Source organism: Rubripirellula obstinata, assembly GCF_001642955.1.
Classification (GTDB): domain Bacteria; phylum Planctomycetota; class Planctomycetia; order Pirellulales; family Pirellulaceae; genus Rubripirellula; species Rubripirellula obstinata.
In genome coordinates this window covers 1-14043 of record NZ_LWSK01000052.1, presented here as the reverse complement: position 1 = coordinate 14043, position 14043 = coordinate 1, and the positions used below count along the sequence as shown (strand labels likewise).

The 14043-nt window shown below is 53.7% G+C and carries 7 protein-coding genes; 3 read left to right on the top strand and 4 right to left on the bottom strand.

Annotation, left to right across the window (positions count from 1 at the left end; translation table 11 throughout):
* Window positions 1-239: 239 nt before the first annotated feature.
* Window positions 240-5651: a GEVED domain-containing protein gene (locus RC85_RS13935; protein ID WP_068263828.1), complete on the top strand. Its 5412-nt coding sequence runs from the start codon at window positions 240-242 to the stop codon at window positions 5649-5651.
* 794 nt (window positions 5652-6445) lie between these two features.
* Here RC85_RS13935 and RC85_RS13930 read toward each other — a convergent pair.
* From RC85_RS13930 to RC85_RS13915, 4 genes are all read right to left on the bottom strand, one after another.
* Window positions 6446-7159 carry a DUF2490 domain-containing protein gene (locus RC85_RS13930; RefSeq protein ID WP_068263825.1) on the bottom strand — a complete coding sequence of 238 codons (714 nt, stop codon included), beginning with the start codon at window positions 7157-7159 and terminating at the stop codon, window positions 6446-6448.
* Window positions 7160-7443: 284 nt separating this feature from the next.
* A complete protein-coding gene (locus RC85_RS13925) occupies window positions 7444-8382 on the bottom strand; it encodes an ABC transporter ATP-binding protein (RefSeq protein ID WP_068263823.1) in 939 nt (312 codons plus the stop codon).
* A gap of 245 nt (window positions 8383-8627) precedes the next feature.
* Entirely contained in the window at window positions 8628-10832 is a 2205-nt protein-coding gene (locus RC85_RS13920) for a hypothetical protein (RefSeq protein WP_084422656.1), read from the bottom strand.
* A 2-nt stretch (window positions 10833-10834) separates the two neighbouring features.
* Window positions 10835-11194: a MazG nucleotide pyrophosphohydrolase domain-containing protein gene (locus RC85_RS13915; RefSeq protein WP_068263816.1), complete on the bottom strand. Its 360-nt coding sequence runs from the start codon at window positions 11192-11194 to the stop codon at window positions 10835-10837.
* Window positions 11195-11343: 149 nt separating this feature from the next.
* Here RC85_RS13915 and RC85_RS13910 point away from each other — a divergent pair, with 149 nt between their 5' ends.
* Both RC85_RS13910 and RC85_RS13905 read left to right on the top strand, forming a co-directional pair.
* A complete protein-coding gene (locus tag RC85_RS13910; RefSeq protein ID WP_235033311.1) occupies window positions 11344-12471 on the top strand; it encodes a sulfotransferase family protein in 1128 nt (375 codons plus the stop codon).
* Complete coding sequence (locus RC85_RS13905) at window positions 12458-13867, top strand: 3-keto-disaccharide hydrolase (RefSeq protein WP_084422666.1); 1410 nt, start codon at window positions 12458-12460, stop codon at window positions 13865-13867. The genes RC85_RS13910 and RC85_RS13905 overlap by 14 nt, the downstream gene beginning before the upstream one ends.
* Window positions 13868-14043: the final 176 nt, after the last annotated feature.

Sequence of the window (14043 nt, the reverse complement as noted above, 5' to 3'; positions counted from 1 at the left end):
TGGCACAAACGCGTGTACTGTCACGCCGAAACGAAATGAGCGACTCGCGGTCTACGAGTAAAACACCAAACGCCGAACGAATCAGGAAAGATTCTTTCGAAAATCACAAAGAAAATGTTTCGTTAAAAAACGCTATTTAGAATGTCTCCAAAGTGTTGCATGTGATTGCTCAGAGGGTCAAGATGCGGCTCGCCTCTGCGAAGCCGATTCAGTAGATAACCTCAAAGAAAAGCCTATCCATGCCAACGCGACGAATCGACATTTTCAAACGGTTGACCGATCGACGAAACCGTAAAACGGTAGTTTCTCGCAAACGCAATCACCAGCGCAGCCAACGGCGAAAACTGACGTTTGAGCGACAAGAGGCCAGGAATTTATTGGCCGCCGCGATTTTGACTTCTCCACCGCCGGAGACATACGTCACTGACACCACGACAACGTTCCAATGGACCCAAGAGGGGGCAGGTGAATACTGGCTGCGAATCGGCTCCACCCCTGGCGTTTACGACATCTACAACAACAGTGGTTTGACCAGTACTTCGGTTACCGTTTCCGGCATTCCAACAAACGAGAGGTTTTACGTTCAGTTAGGGACCGAAACGGATTCTGGTCTATATTTTTTTAGTGGACAGTATGTCTACAACACCGACTTTGATAGCGACGGCATCGACGACCTGATTGATCCAAACCCATCCGTTCAGGACGCGCAATCCGTCTTCCCTGGGGCTGACTCCACCCTCACTGTTCTTGGTTCGCAGCGGGTTGCTTCACTTCAAGTAAGCCAAGAACTCTACGACCAAGTTTCGGACGGAATGACATGGAATCAAATGCAGGAATTGACGGGGCAGTTTTATGAACAGGTGCAAGACGACTTTGACTTCCTGATCTTTACAAACGACCAATCTTCGTCCGCCAGCTATAGCGGGATCAATTTTGGCGTGCAAAACGATGTGACGGGAACTGGAACCAGTCTGTACGACTACACGAACAGCTTTGGGTCGAACGGCAACTTACAAAGCGCCATTCACTTATCGTCCCCAACCACGCTACGTGGTGGTCCAAGCTTACACGAGATTGCGCACCGATGGGGAATGTTCCTTGATTCAGTACCCACTGCCGTAAGCAGACATTGGGGATACTCAAGCGCCAATGGACAACTCGGCGGCTGGGACAGTTCGACGCTCGTGGATTTGGGCGACGGAACTTATCAGGCGGACGGCTTCGGCACGATTGCCAACGGTGGGAATTCCCTTCCTTACAGTCCCATCGAACTCTATCTGATGGGGCTGATACCGGCCGCCGAAGTTCCCGATCTTCAAATTGCCACTGGCGTTTCCAACAGCACCTACTCAAACGGCACGACAACGTTCACTGCCGATGCGATCACAAACATGTCGATCGAAGACATCATTGCGATCGATGGCGAACGAGTGCCAAACCATTTGAATTCGCAGAAGAACTTTAAAGCTGCGTACATTGTTATCACACCCGATCCGCTGTCACCAAATGAATGGGTCGACTTTGACCGCCAAGCGTACGAGTTTGAAGTCAACGGCGACAATGGGATTTCTTCGTTCAACTTCTACGAGGCCACTGGCGGACGGGCGACTTTGGAACTTAGCGGACTGCTTGATTCGATCAAGACAGAAGTGTCCCGACCGTTCGCCGACTCTGTCATCCGGTACGACCCGCTGTTTGGCGGCGGCCCCGCGCCAACGGAACCCAATGCGATCATCGATACGGCGGCACTCGGTGCCCCTGATTTCCCGGTAGGTGGCGGCGTTTCGGATCCGGGAACACTGGCACTGGGCAGTGGTGGATTGGTCGAACTGCAATTCGATGACAACCTGCTGACCAACTCGGGTCAAAGCGACCCTGATTTGAGGATTCACGAAATCGGTCAATTTGTCGAACGGACATTCGTCGCGGTTCGTCCCACTGGTGACACGTTGACGCTGTTGGATCCAGCACTGGACACCAATGGCGATGGCTTTTTTGAACTGGGCATCGCCGCGGGCGGGATCGCCGAGCTTGACATTGATCAAGTCTTTCCCGGTTTCGCCGAAGGAATACTGCAATTCGATGCCATTCAGTTAGTGGACGATCCGAACAATGGAGGCACTGGCGGAACCACGGTGGGCGCGGACATCGATGCGGTCGAAGCGCTGTCGACGGTCTCGCAGTTCGTTGTCACCAACTCGTTGGACGATGGCGCTGGATCTCTTCGCCAAGCAATGCTTGACGCAAATGAGACGGTCGGACGCGATCGAATTCGCTTCGACATTCCAGGCAGTGGACCTCATTCGATACCGCTGCAATGGCAACTACCGATGATTACCGATTCAGTTTCTTTAGATGCCACCACGCAAACTGGATGGAATGGCACACCGATGATCGAAATCAGTGGCGCAAGCCTTGACCAAGGTGATGGTTTCTTTGTGTACGCAACTGATTCGGTCATCCGTGGTTTTGCAATCAATCGAATGCCTGGATTGGGCATTGGGTTGGCTCAAGGCAACAATGTTATCGAATCGAACTACATCGGGACGAATCTTGCTGGCGACGCTGCGGCTACGCCAGCATCGACGGGAATTTTTATTCAACCCGGTTCCAACGGCAATCGCATTGGGACTAACGGCGACGGCATTGCCGATGAAGTGGAAGGAAACCTCATCAGTGGACATGGGGGATTTGGGATTTTTGTCCAAACAGACTTCAACGTCATCGCTGGAAATAAAGTTGGAACGGATGCAGTGGGAACCAGCGCCATTCCCAACGGAATCACAGGGGTTCTTCTTACTGCAGGAGCGTCCGATAACTTTGTTGGCTCCATTGAACCTGGCACAGGTAACATCATCGCCTTCAACGGGGCTGCGGGTGTCGGCGTTGTCTCTGGAATGGGTAACTCGATTCTTGGTAACGCCATTTTTCAAAACGGTTCGCTTGGAATTGACCTCAGTCCGGCTGGCGCGAATGTCAATGATCTTGGCGATAGTGATACGGGACCAAACGGATTACAGAATCATCCAACGATTCAGCGGGCAGTCGTCACTAGTTCAACGACGGATGTCGTTTTTGAACTGGACACCGCTGCTGGCAACGGTTTTCGTGTTGAATTCTTCTGGAGCGAACAGCAAGATCCTTCGGGCCGTGGTGAAGGTCAGGGCTTCCTAGGTGCAGTTACGATCGGTCAAGCGAATGCGGGCAAGTCCGTCCATGTGCGAAGTTTTGCCGCCCTGCCTGATCAAGCCGCGTATCTTTCAGCCACTATCACAGATTCGGCTGGCAACACTTCTGAGTTCTCCAACGCAATCGAGATTGAATCGTCGGACGACTTGGTTCTTGATTTCGGAGACGCTCCGGTTTCGACACCTATGTTTTGGTCCAATGCTAAGGCTCTGAGTCCAACTTCACCTTATGATTCGAACGATGAAGGATATCCTTCAGTGGCGACCGACGATCAGGGTAATTGGGTGGCAACTTGGTCGTCATCCAACGACACCCCCGTCGGCCCAGATTATTTCGACTGGGACATCTACTTTGCTCGGTCAAGTGATGATGGACAGACATGGTCTACGCCGCAACTGCTTGATGCCAGTGCTACTTCGCGCGTAAGCGCTGACGGCGATGTCCGAGTCAATTACCTCGGCCGGGATCAGTGGATGGCGACTTGGACTTCCGTCAAGGTCGAGAGTGGCGGCGGTGCTTACGATGTCGATGTAATGTCTGCTCGCTCGGTCGACGGAGGACAAACTTGGTCTTCACCTACGCCAATCAACTCGCAGGAAGATGGTTACACTCGCGATGACTCTCTTTATCAGATATTGCCCAATGGCGAAAACAACTGGGTTGCTCTTTGGGATTCGCGGTCTTCCACTATTGTTCCACCTTACACGCAAGCTGTGATTTCGCGTTCTTCAGACAATGGTCAGACTTGGGGTGCGCCTGAAATTCTCAACGTGGACCAGGCATATACTTATGGGCTAGTTGCGGGCGATTACATGCTCGAGATTCACCCTGGTGGCGATTGGATCTTGGTCGGTTCCACCAACAATGATCTCGGCGGCACGATTGGCACCGACCAAGATGTCATCATTTCTCGTTCGGTGGATAATGGCCAAACTTGGTCGGCACCACAACCGCTCAGCGACCTAGCTTTAAGCGATACCAACGTAGACGATCAGGGCGTCCGGCTCACGTTGGACGAACAAGGAAACGCAATCGTCGCATGGTCGGCGTATGATTTTTCTTCGTCTGATGCATCGATCATGGCTTCGTCATCGGCCGATGGTGGCCTCACTTGGTCCGATCCGCATTCTTTTGACTCCTACAATTTCACGTTCCTAAATGACGGTTCCGGCACGCCGCAATATCGAACAGTCAATGACCAATCCGACGAAAGGACCGGATTAGTGACTGCCGATGGCTTAGGCAATTGGATCGCGACATGGACATCCAATGACGTGCTTGGCTTCGCTGCTGGCGACCGCGTTTGGTTTGCTATTTCCAGCGACAATGGGCAGTCTTGGTCGATTCCCGCACCGCTGAGCCTAAGCACACAAGTCCACGATGGCTTTAGCATTGCTGCGAGTAGCTCTGGACGCTGGGTTTCAGCGTTCGGAGCAAGCGATCGATTCGTGGCCGGTGAACGTCTGGGGACCGACAGCGATATCGTATTCCAAACAGCGACGTTGGAAGGGTTCCCGACATTGGTTGCTCAGGACGGCGCGCGGCACATTGCCGTTGGCCCACGTCTTGGCAACACCCGTGATGCCGAAATTGACGGGCAACCCAGCCCGAACGCCGATGGCGACGGCAGTGATGAAGACGGGGTGTTTTTTGGCGGTATTGTGCCGGGCGAACAAGCCGGAATCAATATTGAACTGCAAAATGCAGATGACGCCTTGGTCGATGCTTGGATTGATTTCGATCAAGACGGGATGTGGGACGAGGACGAACAGATTCTTGATAGCGTTTCGGTTAGCAGCGGACTACAGACACTCAACTACAACGCTCCCCCGGACGCGACGACCGGTGCCACGTTCGCTCGGGTACGCGTCAGCAGTGCTGGTGGGCTAAGCCCAACTGGCTTAGCCGCTGATGGTGAGGTGGAAGACTATGCGGTCACGATTGGCGCATCGATTGGCAATGACTCCGTTACGATCAACGATACTCGATCTAGCCGGTCAGAACTGACATCGATCGAAGTTCTGTTTGAAGGGATCGCTGAGGTTCTGCCCACTGACTTTGAATTGCGTAACACGACCACCAATCAACTGGTCACTGGCATCGCGGTGTCGCAAGTCGTTAGCGACGGTTCAACGCTTGCAACGTTGACGTTTACCGGTGGGCCTTCCGTGATCTCGGGAACCAATCCCAGTGTCTTGCCGACGTTGGCTAATGGCAACTATGAATTGCGTTACCGCGCCAAAAGCGAGACGCTTATCGACAGTTTCTTCCGCAAGTACGGCGACGACGACGCCAGCGACCAAGTCGGCCTAGCAGACTTCGCAGCGTTCCGCGCAACGTTTGGGCTCGATTTTGACGCTCAGGATCTGAACAATGGTTTCAACAGCGGCTTGGACGCCGACCGCGACGGCAACATCGGCCTGACCGACTTCGCCGCCTTCCGTAGCGGGTTTGGGAATTGACAAGGATCTTGCATAGTCTCCTATTGGTGAGCTGAAACCACTGAGACACAGAGGGGCACAGAGTTGTTGAAAGGAATCAAATCCAAAAGCTCTGTGTCTCTGTGGTTCACCTATTCATTTCCCGCACGATTTCGTTTCTACAGCGATAAGACATCTTCTCGAAAGACTCGCTGAGTTCGACCACCTGTTCGCCATCGGTCAGGGCGGTGGGACAGGATTCGGTTTCGGTGCAACATGGACAAAGAAGCTCGGACGGAGTTTTGGCTAACCCAATGATGCATTGATCACCAAAAAGCCGTGTGCCACCAAGGTTGTCGGTAGCCTGCCTTTGAAGGATTGCCCACTTCACAACCCTTTGCGTCCAGGAGCGTGCGTGAACACCTTTGAACAATCAGCAAGATTTTTGTTGCCGCCAAGCCTAAAGTGCGTTAGACCCAAGGGTTGAGGTGGCCTAGTCTGGAGCATGGGGAACAGTCAGATGATCACGCAGCGATTAGTAGTTGTAAAGCGATTGGCAATTGTAGTTTGGATGCTTTCGATTTTGATCGCCGCGGCGACCGTTCGTGCCGAGAGTAACGGGACGATCGGAAGGGGTGATGTAGCGAATTTGGAAACCGCTGATTGGGGATGGGACGAAGCTTGATAGCGTCGGTAAGAACGCGTCTCTTGGTGTGGCGATCGTGTCCAGTCGAATCGGGGGCGAACATTCGATTCTGTAACGAAGGAAAGTTAACCACGGATGGCTTTCGCAGAACCACGGATGTTGTGACTGCGAAGTATCCGTGGTTGCGATTTTAGAAAAAGAAGTTGATCGACAGAATGTGGTTCATTCCGTCGTTTCCGCCCTGGTTGTTGATGAATTGATTGAGGTAACCGATCTCGGTGCGGACTGGGGCGTGCGGGCAAGACTTGTACCCGAACCCGAGGAAAGCGCGGTTTTGATCGAGACCCGCATCGGCTCCCCAGTCAGTGTCGTTTAAGTTGAAGAAAACTTCATCCCACGCAATCAGCGACCATTGCGGGCAGTTCGTGATGATCTTCTGCGCACGATGCAATTGACGCCAACGCAGACCGACGTCATCACCGGTCTCGACCCAGCGTTGTTCAAACCGACTTCGGTGCAGAAATCGATAATCGCCCGCGGACGGAGTCGCCGTCCATTGCTGCCAGAATCGATTCTCATCAAAGTCTGCTGAACCGCTAGTTGGCGATGTGCGAATCCACGCATATCCCGCCCACAAGGCTTGATCCTGGACCAAAGATATGCCCAGTCCTGGCCTAAGGATACTTTGGTTGAATCCGTCGCTGTCATCACGTAGTCGGTAGTGAGCGTCAAACCACCACAGAAGCGGTGTTGAACGATCAGACGTCGACTCGATCGTCCCGTTCCCAAACGCAGCGAACCAAAGCCCGTTGTCGTCGAGCGTCTGGGCAGAGGCTTGCGTCGCAGACAACGTGATGCTCAGTAGCATGCAGACGACAAACGTTACGTAGCTTGATCGGTGCATGAATTGAGTATCGTCTCGGAAACGCAGCGTAAAGGATGACATTCAGCGTATTGCCGGTGCTTCTACCTTTCGGCACGTCAGTGGTTCGAGTGTTCGCGAAACTTTCGGCACTTTCGGTTTACTAATCGCACCCTGCGGGTTTTAGCGGCTGCGGAATTAGATCGGGCAACATCGGAGAAAAATTAACCACGGATGGCTTTCGCGGAACCACGGATGTTGTGACTGCCCAATAATTCGTGGTCCCGCGAAAGCCATCCGTGGTTATCCTCGCCTATCCTCGACATCTACATTCGTGTGCTGGTGCCCTTGGTCAGCGCCATGAAGGCTGATTCGAGATCCAGCTCTTCTTCGCGGAAACTCTTTAAGTCGATTCCGTTGTGGATCAGTAATCGTGGCAGCTCGCTGTAGTCCTGCGCGTCGCTCTTTAGCACCACTCGCACCGCTCCGTCACCGGTCTCGCATCCTTGGACCAGTGCGTGATCGGAAAGTAGTCCTGAAATTTCATCCATCTTTTCAGGTAACGCTGGTTCGATCACCAACACGGTGTGCTGCCGAACCATTCGGATGACTTCCTGCTTGGTGGCGTTCTGTTTCAGTTCGCCCTTATCGATGATGCCGATCTTGTTACACACATCGGCAAGCTCGGGCAGAATGTGACTGCTAACGATCACCGTCTTCCCCATCTCACCAAGTTTGCGAAGCAGGTTTCGCATCTCAATCCGAGCCCGCGGATCCAAGCCTGACAAAGGTTCGTCAAGCAGCAGCACTTGCGGGTCATGCAGCAACGTGCGTGCGAGTCCAAGTCGCTGTGTTTGTCCGCGAGACAACGTATTGGCGTACGCGTCTCGCTTGAAATCCAAGTCAACAATGTCCAGCATTTCGTTGACACGCTTGCGGCGCGTCTCACCGCCGATGCGATACGAAGCCGCAAAGAATTCCAGATACTCGACCACCGTCATGTCGTCGTAAACGCCAAAGAAGTCGGGCATATAACCGACCAAGCGGCGAATTTCCTTGGGCGATGTGTGAACGCTGTAATCACACACGTAGGCTTCACCCCAACTGGGTTCCAACAACGTTGCGATGATCCGCATCGTCGTCGTCTTCCCTGCCCCGTTTGGCCCAATGAACCCAAACAAATCACCCGGATCCAAGTTCAAATCAATGCTCTTGATCGCGAACGCGTCGCCGTATTTCTTGGTCAGGTCAACGGTTTTGATCATGGTGGAGTTTCAGATGCGTTTGGAAAAGTGATCTCGGCGGAATTTCTACGTCGGAATCATGTTAATGGATCACCAAGTTTCCTCGAAGCGGGTTCATTGTGTCTTCTGTGCCTTTTGTGGCCAGCAAAAAACCGGCTACAACGAAGAGTTAACCACGGATGGCTTTCGCGGGACCACGGATAACAGGCGGTCACAACATTCGTGGTTATCCTCGCCATCGCATCAATTCTCAAAATGCGTTCGACCTATCGCTTGGCTGTGACCACCGGCAACACGACTCGTAACAGTGATAGTGTTTCTCCGCCCGGTTGAATCGGTTCATCAATCATCGTTGACTTGACGTTCACATTGGTCAGCGAAGTTTCCAGCCGCCCCATCAGGATGCATCGATCGCTGGTTAGGGCGTCACTTAGATCGAGATGCGATAGCGGTTCATGTTTCAGTTGTGTGTAGGTGGTTCCGCCGACGGCTTGGTGGAACATCAACACTTCGGCTAGCCGTCGCAGGTCATTGGTTTGCCCCGGGTCCCAAGCTTCGGTTTGCGATGAACTTTCAATCGCTTGCTGCCGCGACAACAACCACCTGAAATTCTTTTGACGCAGTTCCTTCAGTGAACCGACGCGTCCGCCGGCCTTGAAACGTGTGGGCAATAGGTAAACCCAATTGCGAAAGATCAACATTCCATCGAGCAAATCGACCGGCAGCGGATTGACCAGTTCGCCCTGCAGTAATTCGCTGCCACGGCGGCGACGCAATTCAACTTGTGACGACAACTCGCCGCGAAAACTAAAACGGTGAAAGAAACCCTTGCTGCTGCGCGGTGCCAACGGCAGCCCAGTTAACAACGGCAGACTAGGATCGTGATCCAGATCACTGGTTGCGTCATACGCGGGCAAGCGAGTGTCTTCGAGTCCAATTTGAATCCCACCAAAGGACTGGCCGGGATAACCAAAGGCTGCCGCGGAGGACGAGATGTTGGTCGCCATCGCTTGCATGTCGTCATCCATCGCGATGTTGACGTCATAGCTGCCCGCGTCATGCGTGTAAAAGAAGTTAATGGATTCCCCGCGTCCGATGACGGGATCGCTGACGGCGTCGATGTCGATAAACTCGACTCGATTGCACTGGATTCCTTTGGGCTGATCTTCATTCGACGAGACTCGCTTGGCGTCGGGAAGCGATTGCCACACCAGCAAGCCCGAGATCGCGATGGCGGTCACCGGGAAACTGATCCAACCGAGCAGTGGTCGGCCCAAAACTCGGTTGATCAGCAAATAATCAAGCGGCCCGATGAGCGCGATCAGTCCCAGCAAGATCAGTGCGATGACTGAAAAACCCGCGCCGCGGCGAATCGGAAATTGGTCCAGCGTCATGCGAAGTTGACCGGCCAAATCGTCGTAGGCGGTTCGCCGTGATTGAACTTTGTCGGCTGCATCGGGCGGCAAAACACTGTCGCCCGTCATCGCGGTGACGAAATCAAACCGCTGGGGCCAGTCAAGAAAAGGTTCCGCGTCCAAATCGGCTGCGACGACCACGACGGTTCCGAAACCAACATTGAACTGAGATGCAATCGGTGTGATTGTTCGCCGATTGGTTCGGCCCATCACCAACACTTTGCCGCTCTCACGCGGAAGCTTGATTCCATCGAACGAATCAAGCTGGGTTTGGGTCGCGGTGTAGGTCTCGATTGCCGAGGGATTGATCGAAACGATTTGTGAAGGATCAAAGGGCAGCAGTTCACTTAGCCAGGGTGCTGCGGCGAGTAAGTCGGGTGCTGATTGTCCAAGCGTCATTACCATGCGTCCGCCGGACTTCACCCAACCCACGACCGCGTCGGCTTGCGTCTGATCCAGTTGTGACAAGACGTCTGCGCCGCTGCCGGTGACCAGCATCACGTCGATCGCGTCATATCCGATCGCTGCATCGGGTAAGTCGCTGGCCGATTCGGGGACAGTGACCGCCACGGTTGCGGCGCGGCGAAGGAGTTCATTTTTGCCGATTTTGTCCAGCCCCAATGGGTCGCCAAAGACCACGGTCCAGGGCATGTCGACGGGAAGCATTGCGGGTCCGCGGCTGGGCGAACCCACTGTCGGCAATCGATCTTTCAAGATCGTTTCACCATCGCGAACGACCGACAACGGCGCGGCTTCGCTGCCAGGAAGAACGTAAACCCAATCCGACGGACCATCCGCAGTCATCCGGCTTTTGAAGTCGACTCGAACGCCGTCGCCATCACGAGTCTGGATCACGGTATCGGCCGAATTGATTTCTGCCAAACGAATGCCTGTCCAGCGTCCGACGCGGTAGTGCCCATCGAGGCCAGCCGATGCGATCACGTTGGCGGATTTAGCAGCCGCCTGATCTTCCGCAGCGGCCACAATTGCGGTCAGCGCAGCTCCATTCCATCCGGCCAACAGAACCGCAAAGATCCAAATTTGGCTACGATTCACGGCTAAGGTTTCTCGCTGTTGGGGCATTGGCAAACCAACCGAGAACAGCCAGGGCAACCGCTTCCGTACTTGGCGACCAATGCCGCATTGAGGTCAACGCCGGCGACGTTGGCGATTGTGGCCAACCAAGCGATCACGTCAGCGAACTCTTCGGCCAAGTTTTCTTGATCGTCGCCCCGCAGCGCCGACGCTAGCTCGCCCACTTCTTCCATTAACCACATAAAAGTACCGTCCACGCCACGTGCGGCGTCTTTTTCAAAGTACATTTCCCGGATATGTCGCTGCAAATCCACCATCGATAATTCGCGGGCTTCCGGGGAATCGGAATCGTCAGTTGAATTGTGAATGGGGATCGGGGGCATTTTGATTCGGAAAACATGGGTTCGAACGGGCAATCGGTGTGTCGAGTAATCTATCCCGCTGCACGGTCATCCGGTAGTCAACTACAGTGGGTGAGCCGATTTGGTTCCTTCGTTTTTTGATTTCTAACTCTGCTACCCTGATCAGTTTTTTGGCTGAGACATCCCAGTTCCATCGATATCCATTCTATTCGCCCCGGTTTTGGCACGGGATGCGACCGGTTGCGTGGTTTTCGTTGCTGAAATCTGGTCGTTTCAGAATTCATCCAAGCCGTTTCGGGTTGCTGATCAGCATTTCGATTGCGACTCCCTTCAATACCGTCATGGCTGGGATTCAGCGACTGTTTTTTGGCCGACGGCTCGCCCAAGCCGTTCTGCACGGGCCGCCCGTCTTCATCGTTGGGCATTGGCGAAGCGGCACCACGATGCTGCATGAATTGATGGTCCGCGACGAACGTTACAGCAGTCCGTCCACCTACCAATGTTTTGCACCGCACCATTTCCTCATTTCACAGTGGTTCTTTCGGCGGTTTGCGACATGGTTGTTGCCGGGCAAGCGACCGATGGACAACATGGCCGCCGGTTGGGACCGGCCGCAAGAAGACGAGTTTGCGCTGATGAATTTGGGGCTGCCGTCACCCTATCGTCGGATTGCTTTTCCGAATGAAGGAGCGGTCGATCTTGACTACTTGGACCTCAGCAGCATTGATCAGAAAAGTCGCCTTCGTTGGCTAACAAAACTGCGACATTTTTTTGCTGCCGTCAGCGTCTCGACGGGCCGACCGTTGATCATCAAGAGCCCAACTCACACGGGCCGAATCGCTCAACTGGCCGAGGCGTTCCCCGATGCAAAGTTCATTCACATCACTCGCGATCCAAGAGCGCTGTATCCATCGACTTGTCGATTGTGGAATAGCCTGGACGAAGTTCAAGCAATGCAGAAACCTTGCGAGGATGATTTGCCCGAGTACGTGATCGAATGCTTCTCGCGAATGTATAACGCTTTTCATCGTGATCGTGACAAGATGTCTAGCAGGCGTATGATCGATATCAGTTACGAAGAACTAACCAAGGATCCCGTCGGCACTCTGCAGCGGATCTACGACAAGCTTCATCTCGCAGACTTCGAGTCTGTTCGCCCGACGTTTCAGTCCTGGGTTGATACTGAACATCGCGGCTACGAAGTCAACAAGCACAGCCTTAGCGAAGCAGACGAGACAAAGATTAAACAAGCATGGCAAGAATACTTTCAAAGGTATGGATACGATGAAACGCAATAAGCGATCGCCGCTGGTCAGCCGCACCTCAGCCACGAAGTGGCGGCAGCACTTAGCCTGGGGCGTCAGCCCCAGGATACAAGTTCATTCCGACGCGAAGCCCCGAAGGGCCGACAGCGAATCGGCTGCGACCGCGTTGCTGTCGCCGCTTCGGCACAGGGAACCGCTCGCTGCGTGTCTGGTCCTGTTTGTCATCATTCTAGCCACCGGCTGTAAACAACAAACCATCACCGAAAACCCGACTGCCAAACCGCCAGTGATCGTGGCACCGCAGTCCTACGAAGCCAGTGCCGAGCAATTGTTGGCCGCCCGATTACCAGCCGAAGTTGCGGCCGAGGGTTGGATCCGACTTTTTGACGGCCACACGCTTTACGGTTGGGAGATCGCTGGCCCGGCGAATTGGTCCGTCAAAGATCAAACGATTGCCGTCACCGGGGGAGAAGAGTCGTTGTTGTGTACGTCGATGCCTTGGTTGAATTTTGAACTGCGACTTCAATATCGTTGCGGCAAAGACACCGATAGCGGTGTGTTTCTGCGAACGCCTCTGGAACCCGACGGTTCCGGCGTTGACTGTTTTGAAATCAATCTTGCCGACAATGCCCCTGCCTTTCCAACCGGCAGCGTCGTCGGCAAACAGAAATCGCAATCGAAAACAGTGCCAACCGACGATTGGCGATCACTGGAAATTGTTGTCAATGAAAATGACATCACGGTTTCGATCGAAGGCGAAGGAGTCTGTGAGTACACCGACGAAATCGGTTTCCCGGCAGGGCGAATTGGCTTGCAACACAAAAAGGGCAGCATTGAATTTCGTGAGATTCGGTTGCGACCGCTTGGGCTGGAAAACACGCTCGACAAAAAGCTTTCGCAGTGGACGAAGTATCCCAAAATGCCCGGCGAGTTTTCGGTCAACGACCAAGGTTGGTTACACGCCAAGGGCGGGCGGAACCAATTAGAATCCAAGCAATCGTATGGCAACTTTGTGCTGTTGGCCGAGTTCAAAATGCCCAAACCTGAAATGAATTCAGGCATCTTTTTCCGATGCATCGAGGGCTCGGAAATGATGGGCTACGAATGCCAACTCAGTAACCAAGCCGAAGGCGGAAACCCTCTTGTCCCAGCCGACTACGGAACCGGCGGTTTCTTCAAACGGCAAAACGCCCGCTTGGTTGCAGGGCTGATCGATGATTGGTCGACGCTGCTGTTGGTTGCCGACGGGCCCACCATGGCAGCCTGGGTCCAGGGGATTCAGGTCAGTAACTTTTACGATGATCGACCGCCAAACGAGAACCCTAGAAAGGGATCGAAAGTCGAATCAGGCACGCTGATGATTCAAGGCCATGACCCGGAAACAGACGCGTATTTCAAACAGTTGTCAGTCGCCAAAACGGACGATTAAAAGGGGCGTTATGATTGCCATGACGTAGGCCGTGAAGAGATTTGGTCCCGGAAAAAACGTGTTAGTTCGTTTAGCCGCGTGGGCATCGCCCCGCGCGTTCGGGCTAGCACTACGCGCGGGGCGATGCCCAACGCCGTGAAGAGATTTGGTCCCGGAAAAAACGTGTTAGTTCGTTT

Excerpts from the sequence above, each read along its gene's own strand:
- RC85_RS13935 (WP_068263828.1), top strand. The coding sequence starts at position 240 with ATGCCAACGCGACGAATCGACATTTTCAAACGGTTGACCGATCGACGA.
- RC85_RS13915 (WP_068263816.1), bottom strand. The coding sequence starts at position 11,194 with ATGCCCCCGATCCCCATTCACAATTCAACTGACGATTCCGATTCCCCG.
- RC85_RS13930 (WP_068263825.1), bottom strand. The coding sequence starts at position 7,159 with ATGCACCGATCAAGCTACGTAACGTTTGTCGTCTGCATGCTACTGAGC.
- RC85_RS13925 (WP_068263823.1), bottom strand. The coding sequence starts at position 8,382 with ATGATCAAAACCGTTGACCTGACCAAGAAATACGGCGACGCGTTCGCG.
- RC85_RS13905 (WP_084422666.1), top strand. The coding sequence starts at position 12,458 with ATGAAACGCAATAAGCGATCGCCGCTGGTCAGCCGCACCTCAGCCACG.